Source organism: Enterobacter asburiae, from assembly GCF_007035645.1.
Lineage (GTDB): Bacteria > Pseudomonadota > Gammaproteobacteria > Enterobacterales > Enterobacteriaceae > Enterobacter > Enterobacter asburiae_B.
This window is the reverse complement of sequence record NZ_AP019632.1, coordinates 2,532,339-2,552,321: the sequence shown is the minus strand read 5'-3', so window position 1 is coordinate 2,552,321 and position 19,983 is coordinate 2,532,339. Positions and strand designations below refer to the sequence as shown.

Annotated in this window: 20 protein-coding genes; all 20 read left to right on the top strand. The window is 48.7% G+C overall.

The features are described from left to right. The first annotated feature begins 169 nt into the window (after positions 1-169). The 20 genes from dsr1 (at position 170) to FOY96_RS23270 (ending at position 19,947) form a co-directional block, all read left to right on the top strand. Positions 170-4,006 (top strand): anti-phage defense-associated sirtuin Dsr1, encoded by a 3,837-nt coding sequence (gene dsr1, locus FOY96_RS12095; RefSeq protein WP_143347144.1) that lies wholly within the window; start codon positions 170-172, stop codon positions 4,004-4,006. Positions 4,007-4,482: 476 nt separating this feature from the next. Next, entirely contained in the window at positions 4,483-4,698 is a 216-nt protein-coding gene (locus tag FOY96_RS12090) for a transposase (protein ID WP_143347143.1), read from the top strand. Between the two features lie 523 nt (positions 4,699-5,221). Continuing rightward, positions 5,222-6,076: a hypothetical protein gene (locus FOY96_RS12085; RefSeq protein ID WP_143347142.1), complete on the top strand. Its 855-nt coding sequence runs from the start codon at positions 5,222-5,224 to the stop codon at positions 6,074-6,076. 631 nt (positions 6,077-6,707) lie between these two features. After that, positions 6,708-6,932, top strand: a complete 225-nt coding sequence (locus FOY96_RS12080) for a DinI family protein (protein ID WP_143347141.1) — start codon at positions 6,708-6,710, stop codon at positions 6,930-6,932. Between the two features lie 106 nt (positions 6,933-7,038). Continuing rightward, positions 7,039-7,281 (top strand): hypothetical protein, encoded by a 243-nt coding sequence (locus FOY96_RS23275; RefSeq protein WP_223862652.1) that lies wholly within the window; start codon positions 7,039-7,041, stop codon positions 7,279-7,281. 39 nt (positions 7,282-7,320) lie between these two features. Next, positions 7,321-7,923, top strand: coding sequence for a DUF1367 family protein (locus FOY96_RS12070; RefSeq protein WP_143347139.1), 603 nt, complete (start codon positions 7,321-7,323; stop codon positions 7,921-7,923). Continuing rightward, positions 7,923-8,129: a hypothetical protein gene (locus FOY96_RS12065; protein WP_143347138.1), complete on the top strand. Its 207-nt coding sequence runs from the start codon at positions 7,923-7,925 to the stop codon at positions 8,127-8,129. The genes FOY96_RS12070 and FOY96_RS12065 overlap by 1 nt, the downstream gene beginning before the upstream one ends. A 2-nt stretch (positions 8,130-8,131) precedes the next feature. Further along, the gene (rusA, locus tag FOY96_RS12060) at positions 8,132-8,494 is read left to right on the top strand and encodes a crossover junction endodeoxyribonuclease RusA (RefSeq protein WP_143347137.1); all 363 of its coding nucleotides are present in this window, start codon (positions 8,132-8,134) and stop codon (positions 8,492-8,494) included. Further along, entirely contained in the window at positions 8,491-9,324 is an 834-nt protein-coding gene (locus FOY96_RS12055; RefSeq protein ID WP_143347136.1) for an antitermination protein, read from the top strand. The genes rusA and FOY96_RS12055 overlap by 4 nt, the downstream gene beginning before the upstream one ends. 1,158 nt (positions 9,325-10,482) lie before the next feature. After that, positions 10,483-10,785: a hypothetical protein gene (locus FOY96_RS12050; protein WP_048223534.1), complete on the top strand. Its 303-nt coding sequence runs from the start codon at positions 10,483-10,485 to the stop codon at positions 10,783-10,785. Further along, positions 10,785-11,321: a lysozyme gene (locus FOY96_RS12045; RefSeq protein ID WP_045143003.1), complete on the top strand. Its 537-nt coding sequence runs from the start codon at positions 10,785-10,787 to the stop codon at positions 11,319-11,321. Before FOY96_RS12050 ends, FOY96_RS12045 begins: the two co-directional genes overlap by 1 nt. Then, a complete protein-coding gene (locus FOY96_RS12040) occupies positions 11,318-11,836 on the top strand; it encodes a hypothetical protein (protein ID WP_028013328.1) in 519 nt (172 codons plus the stop codon). The genes FOY96_RS12045 and FOY96_RS12040 overlap by 4 nt, the downstream gene beginning before the upstream one ends. A 388-nt stretch (positions 11,837-12,224) precedes the next feature. Further along, positions 12,225-12,638: an Ivy family c-type lysozyme inhibitor gene (locus FOY96_RS12035; RefSeq protein WP_045371016.1), complete on the top strand. Its 414-nt coding sequence runs from the start codon at positions 12,225-12,227 to the stop codon at positions 12,636-12,638. A gap of 451 nt (positions 12,639-13,089) precedes the next feature. Continuing rightward, positions 13,090-14,076, top strand: a complete 987-nt coding sequence (locus FOY96_RS12025; protein WP_073001198.1) for a terminase small subunit — start codon at positions 13,090-13,092, stop codon at positions 14,074-14,076. Beyond that, positions 14,054-15,361, top strand: a complete 1,308-nt coding sequence (locus tag FOY96_RS12020) for a terminase large subunit domain-containing protein (protein WP_073001200.1) — start codon at positions 14,054-14,056, stop codon at positions 15,359-15,361. The genes FOY96_RS12025 and FOY96_RS12020 overlap by 23 nt, the downstream gene beginning before the upstream one ends. A 1-nt stretch (position 15,362) precedes the next feature. Next, positions 15,363-16,751, top strand: coding sequence for a DUF4055 domain-containing protein (locus FOY96_RS12015; protein WP_143347135.1), 1,389 nt, complete (start codon positions 15,363-15,365; stop codon positions 16,749-16,751). Between the two features lies 1 nt (position 16,752). Beyond that, positions 16,753-17,850: a structural protein gene (locus FOY96_RS12010; RefSeq protein ID WP_143347134.1), complete on the top strand. Its 1,098-nt coding sequence runs from the start codon at positions 16,753-16,755 to the stop codon at positions 17,848-17,850. A gap of 80 nt (positions 17,851-17,930) precedes the next feature. Next, a complete protein-coding gene (locus tag FOY96_RS12005; protein WP_143347133.1) occupies positions 17,931-18,701 on the top strand; it encodes a hypothetical protein in 771 nt (256 codons plus the stop codon). An 11-nt stretch (positions 18,702-18,712) separates the two neighbouring features. Further along, positions 18,713-19,666 (top strand): major capsid protein, encoded by a 954-nt coding sequence (locus FOY96_RS12000; protein WP_046092056.1) that lies wholly within the window; start codon positions 18,713-18,715, stop codon positions 19,664-19,666. Beyond that, on the top strand, positions 19,648-19,947 hold the full coding sequence (locus FOY96_RS23270) for an Ig-like domain-containing protein (protein ID WP_162791116.1): 300 nt from the start codon (positions 19,648-19,650) through the stop codon (positions 19,945-19,947). Before FOY96_RS12000 ends, FOY96_RS23270 begins: the two co-directional genes overlap by 19 nt. Positions 19,948-19,983 lie beyond the last annotated feature (36 nt).

The window sequence follows — 19,983 nt, the reverse complement described above, 5'->3', positions numbered from 1 at the left end:
CCAAGTGAAGAGCAACGGTGAACAGGCCACTAGCTATGGGGATCGATTACTAGTAAAGATCATGTATTGTCAATTAAGTATATTGTTTACTTCTGTTGCATCAGCCTTCATAAGATTACAAATAATTTTAGGCTATAGTACAAGGCTAATAAGGATAGGAGCATAAGGAATGCAATTTGTAACAAACGGACCTGACATTCCTGAGTCTCTTTTGCAGGCTCATGAAGAAGGTCGGGTGGTATTTTTCTGCGGCGCGGGCATCTCATACCCCGCACGTCTGCCGGGCTTTGAAGGGTTGGTCAAGGAAATTTACCGACTGAATGGAACAAAACCTTCGGAACTTGAACAAGCTGCTTTGGATCGGGGCCAGTATGATGCCACATTAGATCTTCTGGAACGCCGTTTACCCGGTCAGAGAATTGCCGTTAGACGGGCCCTTGTGAGTGCGCTGAAACCAAACACCCGCATCAAAGGTGCCGTTGATACTCAGGCTGCGCTGTTACATCTGGCACGTAATCATGAAGGGTCGCTAAGACTGGTCACGACGAACTTCGATCGTATTTTTCATGTAGCTGCCAAACGTACTCGTCAGACCTTCCACGAATATTCATCTCCTATGTTACCTATTCCAAAGATTAGTCGATGGGATGGACTGGTCTTTTTGCATGGATTGATACCAAATAAGCCTGATGATACTGCCCTAAATCGGTTAGTTGTTACCAGTGGCGATTTCGGGCTGGCATACTTGACTGAACGCTGGGCTGCACGTTTTGTAAGTGAATTATTCCGGAACTATGTGGTTTGTTTTGTGGGGTATAGTATCAATGACCCTGTATTACGCTACATGATGGATGCTTTAGCGGCTGACCGTATGCTGGGTGAAATCACCCCGCAGGCTTGGGCATTAGGTGATTGCGAACCAGGACAGGAAGAGCAAAAAGCCAATGAGTGGGGGGCTAAAGGTGTTACCCCTATTCTCTATAATGTTCCTGCTGGTAGCATAGATCATTCAGCCTTACATAATACCCTGCATGCTTGGGCGGAAACATACCGTGATGGGGTCCAGGGGAAAGAAGCGATAGTTGTCAAACATGCTCCCGCACGGCCACAGGATACAACGAGACAGGATAATTTCGTCGGACGCATGCTCTGGGCATTATCCGATAAATCAGGATTACCCGCGAAACGCTTCGCTGATTTTGATCCCGTTCCTTCACTGGACTGGTTGCTGGAAACATTCAGTCTTGAGAATTTTGGGCATGAAGATTTGATTCGGTTTGGTGTCTCTCCTCAGGATGAGGAGGATACGAAGCTTCGTTTTAGTCTGGTCCGACGCCCTGCGTCTTACACACGTGCGCCTTATATGTGTCTGGCATCTCGAGGTGTAGCCAATAGCCAATGGGATGATGTGATGAATCACATTTTCCGCTGGCTGATACGGCACCTTGACGACCCCCGACTGATAATCTGGATAGCTGAGCGTGGAGGGCACCTTCAAGAACGTTGCGTTTTTTTGATTCAGGATAGATTGGACAGACTAGCTACGCTTGAGCTTGATGGCAACACCGCTGAGCTGGATAGAATTAGATTAAGCTCTCCCAAAGCAGTTCCTGGCCCCCTAATGCGAATTTTATGGAATTTACTACTGAGCGATCGGCTGAAACCACCGGGACATAATCCTGATCTATATAACTGGTTTAGGCAGCTTAAAAGGGATGGCTTGTCCACTACTATGCGTTTTAAATTGCGTGGATTACTTGCACCAAAGGTTTTATTGAGAAAGCCCATTCGCTGGGATTACGACGTAAGTGTTCCTGATACACCGCTTAGCATCAGGCACTTGGTAGACTGGGAACTGGTTCTCACTGCTGATCATGTGCACTCCACTCTGAATGAACAGGATTGTGACAACTGGAATATAGCTTTACCTTTACTGCTGAATGATTTTCAACAGCTTTTGCAGGATGCACTGGATCTGTTGCATGAAATGGGAGAAGCTGATGCGTTTAAAGATCGTTCATACTGGGATCTTCCGTCTATTACCCCACACTGGCAGAATCGGGGATATCATGATTGGGTGAGTTTAATTGAGTTACTGCGAGATTCATGGCTCGCAGTTAAGGCTAATGATGTCCCACGCGCGGCAATCATTGCAAATGGATGGTTTGAGCTCCCTTATCCTACCTTCAAACGACTGGCTCTTTTTGCCGCTAGCCATGATAATTGCATCCCTTACGAAGAATGGGTCAAATGGTTGTTAAGCGATGATTCCTGGTGGCTGTGGTGTGTTGAGACCAAGCGGGAAGTTAATAGATTGTTTGTGTTACAAGGTAAGCATCTGAGCGGATTTGCCCAGGAGAATCTTGAAACAGCAATCCTTGCAGGCCCGCCACGAAATTTGTACCGGGATGATCTTGAAGATGGAAGATGGGAATATATAACTGATCGTTCTGTCTGGTTACATCTGGCTAAATTAAAAGACTCTGACCTAAATCTGGGAGCAGTAGCAACGACACGACTGGAAGAAATATCCAACAGATATCCAACGTGGGAGTTGGCTGACAACGAACGTGACGAGTTCTCTCACTGGATGAGCGGGACAGGCGATCCGGATTTTGAGGACAGCCGAGAGATTGAATCTGCTCCTCGAAACCGACATGAGTTGGTCACATGGTTACAAAAAAAAGAACCAGAACACCAGTCTATGTACGAAGATACCTGGCGAGATGTTTGCCGTACACGATTCTTTCATAGCGCATATGCACTTTGCGAACTGGCGAAAAGAGATATCTGGCTCACTGAGCGCTGGCGTGTAGCTCTCCAGGCCTGGGCAACTGATGATCTGGTTTCACGCTCGTGGCATTATATTGCACCCATAGTCCAGGCCATGCCAGATCATTATCTCAAGGAGATTATCCATAGTGTGGCATGGTGGATGGAAACGGCTTCTAAGTTTATAAACCACCACCAAGATATACTTATCGGGCTCTGTCGCAGAATACTGGCATTACCACTTGAAGCTGGTACCGATGCGAATATTGTCATCAACGGCAATAAATCATACAGTCCGGTCGATGCTGCGATAAATCATCCCATCGGACATGTTACTCAGGTTCTGGTGAACCTATGGTTCAAACAAGAGCCAAATGATAACGAGCAACTTCCTGATTATCTTAACTCTATTTTCAGTGCGCTTTGTGATCCTAGTATCAAGCGATTTGTTCATGGGCGAGTGTTGCTAAGTTCACAGCTCATTGCACTTTTCCGTGTAGACCGCCCTTGGACAGAACAATATCTTTTACCATTTTTTAGCTGGACTAATCCCTTTGAAGCGAAGTCTGTGTGGGAAGGCTTTCTCTGGTCGCCTCGCCTTTACCAACCATTGATGATTGCCTTTAAGCACCAATGCCTCGATAGCGCAAACCACTATTCAGAACTTGGTGATCATCGTCAGCAATATGCAACTTTCTTAACATACGCAGCACTTGGCCCGACAGCAGATTACACTACGGAAGAGTTTCGTGCCGCTTTTGAAGCACTCCCGCCAGAAGGTCTTGAACAATGTGCTCTGGCACTCTGTCAAGCTCAGGAAGGGGCTGCGGACAAGAGAGAGGATTATTGGAAAAATAGAGTCCTTCCGTTGTGGAAACACATCTGGCCAAAATCTCGGAATCTGCTTACTTCGCAAATGACCGTTTCACTGGCCCGGCTAATAATTGCTACCGGCGATGAATTTCCTTCGGCTTTGAATAACGTACTTAATTGGCTAGTACCTGTTGAACACCCTTACTACGTAGTGCATCGTCTGCATGAATCCGGCCTATGCACCCGTTTTCCTGTCGAAGCAACATTGCTACTGGGATCCATCCTTACTGATGATAATCGGCAGTGGGTATCCAATGAATATGGTGCTTGCCTGAATGAAATTATCCAGGCAGAATCAAAACTTGAGCAAGACGCACAATATTCACGTCTAAGAGACTATTTCAGGAAGAACAGTGCCTGATAAAAGTTCGATAAATAATCCAAAATAATTGCTAGTCAGCTTTTCAATGTAACTTTAGCAATGTCCGCTCTTGGCACGAAGCGGACATCTCTCCTTTGATAGCCGTAAATACTGCAGCAAGTTGTGCTAGTAACTGTCTGGTTATGACGTGGCGTTTGCGCGTTATATTAGTAAAATGCTTAGAAACATGCGGCAAACTCGAAGCAGCCCGACATAACGTATTTTTTAAGTAAACTATGGCTATCAATAACGCATCATTAGTAAGCTACTATCAACATTGGATGTTAAAATTATCACTATAAATCAGTGTGTTAACTCATTCGCAACTATACTATCCTAGAGGGGGATGTTCTAGGTTAAGTTGTCAACGACGCCGATACCTCTAAAAATGCTGATACATTAATTTTTTTTTGAAGTTATCGCCAGTTATGCCGATAAAGATAACAGGATGTTATTTTAAGCGAAGGAGGGGAAATATGGGTTTCTGGGATATTGCTGGTAAAATAGTCAAAGGTGCTGCAAACGCACTCGAAGAGAAGGCTAACGAGATGCACGCTATTAAGTTGCGCCTTGAAAGCAAGAGCAGCGAAGATTTGAAACGTATCATTAAATCTGAGGGTTTTTTTGGTTCGGCCAGTAATTCGGAAAAAAGCATTGCAATGAAAATTCTCAAAGAACGTGGCGAAGTATAAGGATATCATTATGGTTGGAACTTTAAATCTTCCGCACATCTGTCCTAAATGCAAGGTAACTACAGCACGTACTTCGACAGAGCTAGCTACTCTGTTTGGGTTAAGAACTATTCCAACAGGTGCTACTAACCAGAGTTGGTGCAAAAAATGTCGTTCAGGTAATTGAATAATAGGGCCGCATAGCGGCCCTATTATTCAATTATTTTAACAATATAAACCTACAAATGGTTAATGCATTAACTTATGTCTTGCAATGCTTGTTCCAGATAAGAAGTGGTTTTTACTATTTTCTGTCGTTAACAGTTGATTTTTAATGAGGCTATTATGCTCTTCTACGTTCTAATCAATTATGATTAATAAATTGTGTGGGTGGCACTTTCAAAGTGGCATCTAATGGGAGTTATTTAGATGTTTAGTGCACACTCTCTTTGATTGTTCTATAATGTATGTTGGCAAAGGAGTGGTTTATTTGTCACATATAAAAATAAATATGGTTGAAATGTACAAATAAGGCTGGTATCAAATGAGGAAAACTGAGTTAGCTACGAAAGAAGAAGTTGTATGGTTTGAAAAAACGGTAGAGTACAAATTTATTGCCGACTGCTTAGAAAGAGGTATCATTAAAAGCATAATGCCCTTAAGCGGTTATCGCGAACAAATCGGGGATGCAGTTACAGTATTAAATGAAGCTTTTAGGAATTTCAATTTTTATATTATTGAATTTAAAAAAGAACTTGACGATGCAGGGTTTTATCAAGAAGTTAACAAAAAATTTATTAAGAAATTAGAAGGGTACAAATCTGCAAAAACTTGTTTTAACAAAAGCAATAACCATTCTTCAAATAAAGGGCATTATTTTGTTGGTGCTAAATATCAAGGAGGGGAATTCCAATTGGTTGCAAGGGATTATTTTGCACCCTCTAGGAAAACCATTAAAACTTTAAATGAGGTACTTACTTCAGAAAATGGAATGAAGCAAGAAGAGTTCTCACTATATGTAAGACGCTTCACATCTCATAAAAAAACGAACAAATGTTATCAATGTCGTGATTCAGGTAATGGAGGATCTACTGTCATAACACCTAATGGGCCTAATCCTAATGGGATACATGGATTAGATGTGGAAAAAGATATAAGTGTGGTTGTTGCGATAAATCCTTCTAATAAAGAATGTATAACTTTTCCATTAACTTTGGTGCAATTGACTGATGGATTGGGAGGCGCGCAAGCAGTAATTATTTCTCCTGATGTAGGTGGAGGCAGTGGTGATGGCGTTGTAGTAAATAGGCAGGTTATCTTTTATCATGCACATTACTCAGACCCTGAACTGGATGAAATTTCACGGCCTGATGACATGCAAGAAGAAATACTAGGTTAGTTTTATAACTTTTACGTTTATTTGAAACAATTATTTCTGATGCGATGATCCCATGGTACCGCACTTCCGTTTAGTTAAACTTTTCTTTGCTAACCGGGTTAGTTAGTTTCACTTTAGTTCGAATGGGTTGCTACCTACCGGCTAAGGTCTGATGCTATATGTGATGTAGGGGTGCATGGGCCTCACTCGTTCACCGTTTTGAACTAAATTTATAACCATTGGTGCTAGGTGTGAATATGCACGATCCACAAAGAGTCTATACTGGTTAGACTATGTTAGGAATTCGGAGGGGCTGGCGAATGAAACGCTCATCTTGTTATAACGCATTGTGAATTAAAAACAAAATTTATTTAAAATAACACCACACTAAATGGTGATACGTCCAATCTCTCTGAACGATATGGTTAGCGTTAAGAGTGGGCATGAATAGATTTCTAAACCTGGTATACAAGAAAATGATAAGTCACACGAAATTATCATTTTACATGCATGTTTCTGGAATCCATACATGCAACAAAAGTGATTAGGATGTGTGGCTTTGTTTATGCACGTACTCAAACCATTGCAAAAGGCTCCGATTATGTTTATAAAGTACTGTGCATAAATACAGTTCTTTGTTGCGGAGGGAAAAATGAAAATCGAGCTAACCATTGATCGCATGAAGAAACTTCCTGATGGAGCTATACCTGCGCTCGAGTCAGAACTGCTCAAAAGACTCAGCATGCAGTTTGATGATTGCCAGCTTACGATTAAGCGTGCCAGCAATGATGGGCTGACTGTTTTCGGGGGCGATAAGAAAGAGGTCGAACTTATCGTGCAGGAGACCTGGGAAAGCGCGGACGAGTGGTTTTATTAATCGCGTGAATTTCACTGGAGCAGTTTCAAAGAGTATCGCTGTTTGCGTTCCCCTGGCTGTTCCCGATTACTGTTTACCGCGTCAATAAGTCGCTCTGGGGGAAATAGTGTGTAGTGCAGATGCCTTTAATGCAGATGATCAATGGTACGACGTGGTCAGAAGGGCCGATAACGCAGTTATCTATAGCTTCCCGGCGGAAGGGAGATATCTGGTTTATCGAGTAAATGGAATAGTTTCATTACGACCGTTACTCGAAGAGGAAGAGATATTCACCCTCAACGGGTTTATGCAATTTGCAAAACGACTGGGGTACCGAGTAACTCCACCGTCTGATATTATTCTTTCATAGGCCTGAACACCCTATACCTGATGCGCCACGGAGAGAACCATGGCGCTAGAATTACAACTTATCAAACACCACTCAGGAATACTGATCCCGGCTACGCCCGAGACCAGCGATTTCCTGCAATCCAAAATCCGACTCGGCGATGTTCTTGTTGCCGAGTTCCGGCGGGTACGAAACCCAGCATTTCACCGGCGCTTTTTCGCTCTTCTCAATCTCGGTTTTGAATACTGGGAACCAACCGGCGGGGCTATCTCTAGCAACGAGCGGAAGCTGATCACCGGCTACGCCAAGTTCCTGGCTTCTTATGGAGGGAACGAGGGAGCTCTGATCGATGCTGCTGAGCAGTATCTGGAACAGGTGGCGTACCGCCGGGTCACGAATGGCATTAGCCTGTGCAAATCCTTCGATGCTTACCGCTCATGGGTAATCGTTGAGGCAGGGCACTTTGATGCCATTCAGCTGCCAGACGGAACACTCAAAAAGCATCCTCGCAGCATCTCGTTTGCCAATATGGACGAGCTCGAGTTTCAACAGCTCTATAAAGCTGCGCTCGATGTACTCTGGCGCTGGGTGCTGTCCCGTTCTTTCGGCAGTCGTGATGAGGCAGAAAGTGTCGCCGCACAGCTGCTTGGCTTTGCGGGGTGATGGCCATGAAATACACCTGGTTTCATCACACCGACTGCAGCACCGAACAGGCCGACGAACTGGTTAAGCGCTACAAAGCGCGCGGCGTGCGAGTTGAACGCAGCCTAAACCCGGATTACGTGACCTGGACTGTCAGAGCATTCCTTCCAACCTCAAATACACCAGTGCGCCCGGATAGCCGCTGGCGAAACCGGATGTGGGGGTGAACGTGAAGACATATCAAATCACTTTGCCCTGGCCGCCGAGCAACAACCGGTATTACCGGCACAACCGCGGGCGCACTCACATTAGCGCAGATGGCGTCGCGTATCGCTATGCGGTCGCCAGTCTCATTCGAAGCGCCCGGCTTAATATTCGGACAGCTGCACCACTCAAAATCCGAATTGATTGTCACATGCCCGACCGCCGGCGGCGCGATCTGGATAACCTGCAGAAAGCTGCATTCGACGCTTTAACCAAGGCGGGATTCTGGCTGGATGACTGCCAGGTTGTCGACTATCGCGTTGTGAAAATGCCTGTCGTTAAGGGCGGGAAATTAGAACTCACCATTACCGAGCTGGAGACCGCATGAATCTTGAAAATACCCTCAAATATCACTTCGCCAAATCGACAATGATCAGCGACTCTCCGCGTGCAACGGCGTCAGACTCATTGACCGGAACGGATATCATGGCCGCTATGGGCATGACACAGGAACGGGCCGCCATGGGGTACAGTGCTTTTCTCGGGAAGTTGGGGATCAGCAGCAACGACCGGGAGAGGGCGATCGAATTGCTGGCCCAGTACGCGCTGACCAAGTGCGATCGGGTGGCTGCCCTGCGCAAACTGGATGCCAGGGTTAAGCCATTAGTGATGCACCAGCTGGCCACCTTCGCGTTTGAGGACTATTCCCGCAGCGCCGCCAGCGTGAAGCAGTGCGATGGCTGCAACGGGGAAGGGTTTATCGACGCTGAGGTTTTCAGCATGAAGTCTCACACTCCGGCAAGAGAGAAGAGGTTCGTGAAGTTGTCTTTGCAAATGGGCGTCGAAGATATTCGTCCTTCCGACTATGAGGTGCACAGGCAGGTTAGGGAAGTCACTCGAGTTCTATGTCCACAGTGTAAGGGTAAGAGGGTCGTTAGTTGTGCCTGTAATGACTGTCATGGACGCGGGAAAGCCATTAATCAGGCTCTTACAAAACAGCAGGGCGTTCCGGTTCTGGCTGATTGCAAACGCTGCAGCGGGCGGGGGTATGAAAGAATTCCATCAACTGAGGCTTACGCCGCGGTGTGTCAGATAACGGATGCAATCAGCCTCGATACTTGGAAAAAGTCTGTTAAGCCATTTTACGATCAGCTAATCACCAAGTTTGATATCGAAGAGGCTTGGGCTGATGCGCAGCTTAAGCAGATAACAAAATAGGGCATTATTTTATCGTGAGCTATTTACTTTTCTCGAATCTGTGGTAGTTTTCCTCTAACGATGGGTTATTGCCTTCGTTTAAAGCCCCGCGGTTAACCCCGTGGGGCTTTTTAAATTTCTATGTCTATACTGTGAGTGTTGCGAATCCCCCTCTGCGGTGGGGCGTTCCAGTAGTTACCTGAAAAGGAAACCTCTCAGACGCGGGAATGTTTACTGGAGTCATTCTCACCGGGAGGCACCCGGCGCAACAAATCATCTTCTTTCCTGATGAAAACTGAGCCAAACATTTTTCAAAGCTGCCTATCGGCGGCTTTTTTTGTTATCCCTCGTTTTAAGAGTGCCCATAGCAATGACGTATTGACCATGCGAATGAATTCATCGTAATTTATTCACGTGGTGAATCCTTTCTATGCGAAAGGGCGTACCAGTCAACTGCTGTCTGCAGGTATGCGCGCGTCTTTGCTGACTGGGGTAGAGTCACCGGGAGGCACCCGGCACCATGAAAACAACAACACAAGTTTCAAATTCCTTGAGAGCCTGCCATAAAACGCAGGCCTTTTTTTATGACTTGGAAAACTACTGCTACGCTTTAAGTCGTGAGAAGTTACTGAATGCTCGTTGGTTCTCCTGAACCTTATGTGAATCAGCCGATACAGCTTCACTACTGAGTCATTGGTTTCACTCACACCTACCTTACAAATAGTCAACTGATTGGCCCGCTTCAAAAGAGCGGGCTTTTTTTATCTATCCACTCAAATTTTCTGAATGGAGGAGTCAGAGCAAGAGGGGGCTAAATGTCTGAGCATGTGTCTGGTACTAATGTGGTGGCAGGTAGATATTTGATAGCTAGCTCAGTGCACTAAAAAGTGCGGAGAACGACATCAATCTTCTCCGCATTAATAATGCCAGTGCTACCCGCTTGTATCTCTTATATCCCTATGAGGATAAGTTTTTAACTTAACGCAAATGATAACATTTAAAAACTATGTGAATAGTTAATTGTTTTAAAGCTTTAAATAGTTCTTCTTAAGGATTATTTAATTTTTTGCATTCCTCAGAAGAAGGAAGCTCCAGCAGGTTTTGACCCTCACAAGGCTGCCGTTTGGCGGCCTTTTTTATTTCTTGCAATAGCACCCGCACAAAGCGAGGTGAGAGACCATGAAAATGAATGATTCAGGGAACATCTTCACGCAGTTTTTCGCGTGGGTAGCAGCTCTGGCGTCAGCAATTGGATTTACCACTCAGGATCTGGTGTTCATGTTCTTTGGCGCTGCTGGTCTGCTTATCTCGCTTGCCTCCTACATTAACGGGCGAGTGGATGCAAACCGTAGGCGTAGAGAGGATGAGATTCGAACAAAAATGGTCAATGACTACCTGAAAGGCGTTGGTGATAAACCCCTTCACGAGCGTCCTGCTGCTGCAAGCGTGGTCGTTGAGGCATTACAAAAGGAAGGTGAGTGATGGGATCCAGAGCAAAGTTGAGTACTGCAGTTCTGGGGCTGGTACTGGCTGGTGCTCCTGCATCCGTCATTCTCGATCAGTTTCTGAATGAGAAAGAGGGTAACAGCCTCACGGCCTACAAAGATGGCGGCGGTATCTGGACTATTTGCCGCGGCGCAACGATGGTTGATGGTAAACCGGTTGTGCAGGGCATGAAATTGACTCAGGCCAAATGCAATCAGGTGAACGCCATCGAACGCAATAAGGCTCTGGCGTGGGTTGATCGCAATATTACGGTACCGCTTACCGAACCTCAGAAAGCTGGGATAGCTTCTTTCTGCCCGTACAACATCGGGCCAGGTAAGTGCTTCCCGTCCACGTTCTATAAGCGCATTAATGCCGGTGACCGCCGCGGGGCATGCGAGGCAATCCGCTGGTGGATTAAAGACGGTGGTCGCGATTGCAGCATGACTAAAGGTCAGAAGAACGGCTGCTACGGTCAGGTAGAACGGCGAGACCAGGAAAGTGCGCTAGCGTGCTGGGGGATAGACCAGTGAAAATTAATCCGGGTATTATCGGCGTTGTCATTATTGCTGGCCTTTCGGTTGCCCTCGTTCGGAGCTGCTCGGAGGCCAGTAATCTTCAAAGCGAAAACGACGTTCTGCGAAGTGACAATTCTCTGCAGGGGCAGGTTATCGCTACCCAGGCATTCAACTTCAATCGATTCAATCAGGTTGCAGAACATGCCAATAGGCTCAACTCCCTGATTGACACCAGCACCGAAGAAACCGTAATCGAATACCGGGAGATTCTCCGCCGTGAAAAAACCTGTGATCTGCCTGTTCCTGCTGACATTGCTGGTGGGCTGCTCAAATACGCGCACCGTTTACGTGCCAGCGCCATGCACACCGATTCCAATGGACCTGACACAGCCGATGATCGTGCCGTTGCCACCAACTCCATGACGTACTGCCAGGCAGTATTGTGGATTAAGCCGCTACTGGCTGTAATTGAAAAGGGCAACAATAATTTCGCTGGCATAAGGCAGATCGAGTTGGAAAGAAAGAATTAGGGATGGCTCGTCCTTGAGCACACGGGTATTCCTGAACGACGGCTTTACCTGACATAGCAAAGCACTATTAAATTGTAGAAAAGACTCAATATTTAACAAGCGAAGCGCAGCATTGTAAAAAAATGCCCTCACAAGGAGGGCTACCAGAGTCTCAGTTTCACTTGCTCTTTTTATGGATGTTTCCCTGGAGTTGGCAAACTCCTCATCAGAGTCTTGAATAGTCTGGCAAGCAGTCCGTAATCAACAAGCATAAGCGGTAGCTATTAGGATGATTCTGAGTTAATCACTTGGGATAGGCAGTAATATGGAATCCTCTAGCTAACTGTAGGGCTGACATAGTAGCCGATAAGGTATAGTGTTGAGATGTCTTTATGGAATGAGGATTAATATGAAAGGTAAAGTGTTTATCGCTGCTATGGCTTTTGTATCTTTCAGTGCTCTTGCCGACGAGGGGCAGTATCTTTCTGATTTCGCCAGTGCAAAAAGCACGTCTAAAAGCTACTCCCAGCTGATTAGTAAAAACAAACTACCTGCATGGGTAAAAAGTGGTGGCACGAGCACGCCATCAACCGAAGTAACAGTTGCGGGCAAAAAGTATATTGCACTGTCAGGGTGTAAACCACACAGTTGTCCAGAACAGAATATTGCTGTTCTCTACTCACCTGATAGCGGTGATATTCATGGTGTGTTTTCTGATTTCAATGCAGAAAAGAATCGTGAGACATTGACCTGGTTAAACGTGGATCCGATTGATTCTAATGCGATGAAAAATGCGCTTTTCAATCGACTGTACGGCAATTAAATAACCCAAGCTTCAAACTGTAATCCACCAGTTTGAAGCTTCAAAACACAAATCAATCGCCACTCAGTGTGTTGGTCGCTCACATCGCACCCTCGTTTCGCTTAACTTTAGCGATGAATTCCTCTGTGATTGATAGACCCGCTATGATTTCCGAATTTAAGACAGAAGCACCAAATTTGCTTACGAGGTCAAGAAGAGTTTCATATGTCTGGATGAGTTCCATTAGATCGGAAATCACTAATTGATCATGCTCAGTGCGCAAATGAGACCGGGCAGAGGCTTGATGCACTATCCACTCGAGATTGGCCTTGATTTTATGTACGTCATCATAGTTATACATATTTCATAAACTTAAATCCTCATTTCAAGATTTCTTTGAGAAAAATACTTCATTGCTTCAAATACTGAAGCTGTGAGTGACGTCTAAAGTTCATTCAGTTTAGAGGTAACAATGGCTAAGCCGGACTGGGGCGAGCTGCAGAAGCGGTTCCTGTCTGATCACGCTGCTACTGGCATATCCCCTAAGGAATGGTGCGAGGCGCATAATCTTAATTATGTAACTGCTCGCCGCTATATCAAGAAAACTGCTGCGCAAAATACAAAAATTTACCCGCGAAAGATAGTGCGCACTGCGCAGAAAGATAAAAGCGCAGAAGAGCTGGTGGACATAAAGCTAAGTGCGAAGGTAAAGCGCTTTATTGCTGAATATCTGAAGGACAATAACGCCACGGCCGCCGCTGCGCGTGCTGGTTATAGTGACCCAAACTATGGTCGTCAGCTCATAGCGAATCCTAACGTTGCGCAGGCCATTGTGCAGCAGCAGAAAGCCTCCATTGTGCGCACGCTTGGCAGTGCCGATGAGGTCTTGGCCCAGATGTGGCAGCTCGCCACCTTCGATGCAAACCAGCTTTCGCAGTATCGTCGCGGCGCGTGTCGTTACTGCTGGGGCTTCGGTCATCACTACCAGTGGCGCGATGCAGTTGAATTCGAAGAGAAAAGGCTCGAGGCTGTTGAGCGTGACAGACGTGAACCCGAAGATTCCGGTGGTTACGGCTACGACCACAACCGAGAACCAAATCCAGAATGCCCACGCTGCAATGGTGACGGCATTGGCCAGCCTTACTTCCCTGATACACGTAAACTTCCCGCAGTTTCCCGGCTCGCATACTCCGGCGTGAAGGTTGGCAAGAATGGCGTCGAGATAACTGCAATCAGCCGTGAGCGCATGTTCGAAGCAGTGATGAAACGACTTGGCCTTGCTGATAGCGAGTTCGCACAACGTCTGCAGCAGATTGAAATCGAGCGCCGGCAGCTTGAGGTCGAGAAACTCCGTAAAGAGCTGGCGGGTGATGGTGAGAACGATGAACCAACTCCAGTGCAGATCAATATCAACGTAGTGGACGCGAGGGCGGACGATGGGGATCAGCCCGACACTTAACATTCCTCAGGCGCGCTTCCTCGCAATGCAACACAAGTTCAAGGCTTACGTTGCCGGGTTCGGTTCCGGTAAAACATGGGTGGGTTGTGGCGGCATCTGTAAGGGGATGTGGGAGCATCCTAAAATCAACCAGGGTTATTTCGCGCCGACGTACCCGCAGATCCGTGACATCTTCTACCCGACGATTGAAGAGGTCGCCTTTGACTGGGGGCTGAGCGTCATAATCAATGAGGGGAACAAAGAGGTTCACTTCTACGAGGGGCGACGATACCGCGGGACCACAATCTGCCGTTCAATGGAGAAGCCCGGATCGATAGTCGGTTTCAAAATCGGTAACGCGATGGTTGATGAGCTGGACGTCATGGCGGCTGCTAAAGCGCAGCAGGCCTGGCGAAAAATCATCGCCCGTATGCGTTACAAGGTTGATGGGCTGCGTAACGGTATTGACGTCACGACCACGCCGGAGGGGTTCAAATTCGTCTACCAGCAGTTCGTGAAGGCTGTGCGTGAAAAGCCAGAGCTTGCGGCTCTATACGGACTGATTCAGGCCAGCACGTTCGACAATGCGAAGAATCTACCGCCTGATTACATCCCATCGCTGCTGAGCTCTTACCCTGACGAACTGATTCAGGCCTATCTGCGCGGGAAGTTCACCAACCTTAACAGCGGGACCATTTACCACACCTTCAACCGTAAGCTAAATAACTGTTCTGACGAGATTCAGGATGGGGATCCGCTGTTCATTGGTATGGACTTCAACGTGGGAAAAATGGCCGCGATTGTTCACGTTAAGCGTAATGGCCTGCCGCGTGCGGTTCGTGAGCTGGTTAAGATCTATGACACGCCGGCGATGATTAAGCGCATTCAGGAAGAGTTCTGGCGCTACGAGGATGGTCGCTACGTTAAAAACCGGGAGATTTACATCTATCCGGATGCATCAGGGGATTCACGCAAATCTCAGAACGCCAGCAAGACCGATATCGCTCAGCTCAACGATGCAGGATTCAGTGTCATTGTTGATGATGCCAACCCGCCGGTTAAGGACCGTATCAACTCAATGAACGCCATGTTCTGCAACGCCAACGGAGAACGCCGCTATCTGGTGAACGTTCAGAACTGCCCGGTTTACACCGAGAGCCTCGAGCAGCAAATCTGGGCGCCTAATGGCGAACCGGACAAATCAGCTGATAACGATCACCCCAATGATGCTGGTGGGTACTTCATCGTGAAGGATTACCCGATCGTGAAACCGGCATACTCAATCACCATGGACACCACTTTCTGATATGGCAAACGACGACATCACCTGGGTTCGGCCAGAACACCGGGCGGCTTCTGCTGCCTGGCGGAAATACAGGGACTTTTGCAAAGGCGCTGAGGCCGTAAAGGCTGCGGGTAATAAGTACCTGCCTTATCTCGACCCAACTGATAAATCCACGCGCAACCGTAAGCGTAATGAGGACTATCTGAGCCGCGCGGTGTTCTATGCGATTGCCGGTAATACGAAGATCGGCATGCTTGGGATGGCGTATCGCAAGGACCCCACGTTTAACGGTCCTGAAAAGCTGAAATACCTGTTGGACAATGCTGACGGGGCCGGTACAAGCATCTATCAGCAGTCACAGCTGGTGGCTGAGAACGTGCTGGAGGTTGCGCGAGAGGGCATTTACGTCGATTACGCTGAAGAATCCGATGAGGCGATCATCCTCCGCTACCCGGCAGAGAACATCATTAATTGGCGAACAAAGCGAATTAACGGGCGCGATCAGCTGGTGCTTGTGGTCCTGCGCGAATGCGTAGAAGAGCCGGATGGTTACGCTTACAAGGATGAAATCCAGTACCGCGAGCTGGCGCTGGAAGAAGGGCGGTTCATCTGCCGGGTATGGCGCCGGGCTGGTGGCACTGCAAGCGGAACCTACACCGTTGACAGTGAGTACCACCCTAAGCCGAAAGGAAAGGACTACTGGGATGAAATCCCGTTCACATTCGTCGGGGCCCAGAACAACGATCCAACTATCGATGATTCACCGCTGGCCGCGCTGGTAGAGATAAACCATGGGCATTACCGTAACAGTGCTGATTATGAAGACAGCGTGTGGTTCTGTGGCCAGGTGCAGCCGTACATGACTGGGCTCGACACCGGATGGCGCGATCACCTCGAGAAGAAGGGCGTGAAAATTGGTTCCCGATCACCGCTTTTGCTTCCCAAAGAAGGCTCGTTTGGTTATGCCCAGGCGCAGCCGAACATGCTTGCTAAAGAGGCCATGGACAGTAAGCGCGATTACATGGTGCAACTGGGCGCCCGATTGATTGAACAGAACGCCACGGCGAAGACAGCAACCCAGGCGAGTGGTGAGCAAACATCTTCCACATCCGTGCTCGGTATCTGCGTTTCAAACGTTTCCGAGGCCTACACGCTGGCGCTTGGCTGGTGTGCGAAATACCTCGGCGTTAAGGGCGAAACGACGAGTTACACCATCAATCAGGAATTCATCGCGAAGGTTGCTGAGTCGGGCATGGTGACGGCAATCGTCAACGCCTGGCAGTCCGGTGCGCTGCGCGATAGCGATATGATTCGCGCACTGCAGAAGCTTGACCTTATAGACCCGGCGGACAGTCCGGACGAGGTTATTGATGTGCTTCGCAATCAGGCACCAACGTTGACGGGAGGCTGATATGCCCACCATTAACGAAAGCCTGCGTGATGAATCTATCGCACATTCCGTTTGGTTAAGCCGCTACGCCACTGGAGTGGCAAACCGGATGGTGAAGTTGCTCAACGAGACGGACGCAGAACTGTCAGCACGCCTGCTGGATGCGCTGGACAGATTGCCTCCGGAGAGCTTCACCGTTAATCGTCTGCAGAGTTTACTGGGCAGCGTGCGCGAGCTTAACCATCAAGCCGTAGCGTCCATGCAGGCAGGGCTCGAGAATGAGCTGGTGGCGCTGGCAAAGAACGAAGCCAGTTATCAGCTGAGCCTGTTCGGTTCCCTTCTTCCATCTCAGGTGCTAGCGCGATATCCGCTGCAGGGCATTACAGCCGACATGGTGTATGCCGCGGCGATGGCGCAACCCTTCCAGGGTCGACTGTTGAGTGAATGGGCGGAGAATCTGGAGTCGGACAGGCTGGCGCGTATCGTGAATGCCGTCCGCCGGGGTTATCTTGCCGGCGACACGGTAGAAACTATAGCCCGCAATGTTCGTGGCCACGCCAACAAAGACTATCGCGACGGCGCGCTGCAGATGAGCAGGGCAAATGCCGCCAGCATCGCTAAAACAGTCGTAAATCATCTGGCTGCCACAGCACGCAACAGCTTCACCAGTGCCAACAGCGATATCGTGAAAGGCAAACAGTGGCTGTCTACGTTGGACAATAAAACCAGCCACGACTGCGTTATTCGTGACCTGCTGCGCTATACCCTGGATAACAAACCGGTCGGGCATAAGGTGCCTTACCTACAGGGACCCGGGAAGATTCATTTCTGCTGCCGTTCTACTGAAACCCTAATTCTCAAGTCCTGGCGCGAACTCGGCATTGATATCGACGACATTGACGAGGGCACTCGTGCCAGCATGGATGGGCAGGTACCAGGTAACACCACGTATCTGGAATGGCTCGCGCGCCAGCCGGCACTACGCCAGGATCGGGTTCTGGGTGCCGAGCGTGGCCGTCTGTTCCGTGCGGGTGAAATCAACCTGGCTGATATGTTCACTGACAAAGGGGAATGGATAAGCCTCGAACGTCTGAAGCAGCTCTCAGGCACTGATATCTAACAACCATTTCATACATCACGCCCTGGCATCCGCCGGGGCTTTTTTATGGGCGAGGCCCGGCAAAATCCCAAGGGGAAATTATGTTAATTCGAAACATGCTTCTGAAATTTTACGCACCTGAAAGCGGCGGTGAGGGCAGCAGTGGCGGTGGTATCGAAATCACCCCAGAAATCCAGAAGCTGATTGATGAGCGCGTGACCAGCGAAGTCACTGGCCTAAAATCAAAAAACTCTGAGCTGCTGGGGACCATCAAGCAGCAAAAAGAAAACCTGTCTCGCTTCGATGGTATCGACCCTGATGCAGTGCGCGGGATCCTGCAGCGTTTTTCCGACGACGAAGAGGCAAAGCTGATTGCCGCCGGGAAAATCGATGAGGTGCTCGATAAGCGCACCGAGCGTCTGCGTGCTGACGTTGATAAGCAGATTAAAGCCGCAAATGAACGCGCCGACAAAGCCGAAGCGTTCTCCAACAAATTCCGGGATCGAGTCCTGGGCGATGCAATCCGTGCAGCAGCCTCAAAAGCTGGCGCGCTGCCGGAAGCATCCGACGATCTGATTCTGCGTGCCAAAGGCACATTCCAGCTCAACGACGAAGGCGAGGCCGTAGCAGTTGATGCAAATGGCGATGTTCTGTTCGGTAAAGACGGCAAAACCCCACTAAGCCCGCTTGAGTGGGCGGAGTCTCTTAAGGAGACGGCTCCGCATCTGTTCCCACGCGCGGAAGGCACCGGCGCGGGCGGACACAAACCAAACGGTGGTGGCAGCCTGAAACGTTCCGAAATGAGCGCCAGCGACAAAGCGGACTACATCCGCAAGCATGGCCAGCAGGCCTTCCTCAAACTTCCGAAATAAGGGATTAACCCATGTCTACCACTGTTAATAGTGACCTGATCATTTATGACGACCTGGCGCAGACCGCTTTCCTTGAGCGCCGCCAGGACAACCTGGCTATTTTCAACGCGTCCTCCAACGGTGCGATCCTGCTGGATAACGAGCTGATTGAAGGCGATTTCCGCAAGCGAGCCTTCTACAAAGTGGGCGGTTCTATCGAATCGCGTGACGTTAACTCCACCGAAAAAGTGACGGGTAAGAAGATTGGCGCCGGTGAAGCCGTATCCGTCAAAGCGCCGTGGAAATACGGTCCATACGAAACAACCGAAGAAGCGTTCAAACGCCGCGGCCGCTCTGTAGACGAGTTTTCCGAAGTGATCGGCACTGATGTGGCTGACGCGACGCTGGAAGGCTATGTGAAATATGGCCTGAAGGCGCTGACGGCAGCTATTGGCGCCAACGCGGACATGGTGGTTACCGCCGATATCGAAACAGATGGTAAGAAGACCCTGACGCGCGGCCTGCGTAAGTACGGCGACAAGTTCAACCGTGTTGTGCTCTTCGTTATGCACTCCGCCACTTACTTCGACATCGTGGATGAGGCGATCGCCAACAAAATCTACGAAGAAGCTGGCGTGGTGGTTTACGGCGGGCAGCCGGGCACGCTGGGTAAACCTGTGCTGGTGACCGATACCATGGACGCGGATGCGATTCTTGGGCTGGTGGCCGGAGCGGTCACCGTCACCGAGTCGCAGGCGCCGGGGTTCCGTTCCTACGACATCAACGATCAGGAAAACCTGGCGATCGGGTACCGTGCTGAAGGCGTGGTGAATGTCGACCTGCTGGGTTACAGCTGGGATACCTCAAAAGGTGATAACCCGGACCTGACCAAAATCGGCACTGCAGGTAACTGGAAGAAGCACTTCACCAGCAACAAATCTACGGCTGGCGTGCTCATTAAACTGGGATCCGCAGCGGGGGAGTAACGCTGTCAGCGGATAAAACCTCCGCAACCGCTGACAGCACCGATGCGGTCACCATTTCCCTGAAGTACACCCTAAACGGCGCAGGTGTTTCCGGCAAAACCGTTGCCTGGAATTCAACCGGCGGCACGCTCAGCACTGCCAGTTCTCAAACCGGCTCTGCTGGTGGGGCGACGGTCAAACTCACCTCTGATACGGCAGGTACTTTCACAGTCACTGGTACTGTTGATGGTATTGCTAAATCGAGTGAGGAAATCACCTTCACCGCACCTGCAGCTGGCTAATCGATGGGGCGTAAGCCCCATTCACCGGATGCTCAG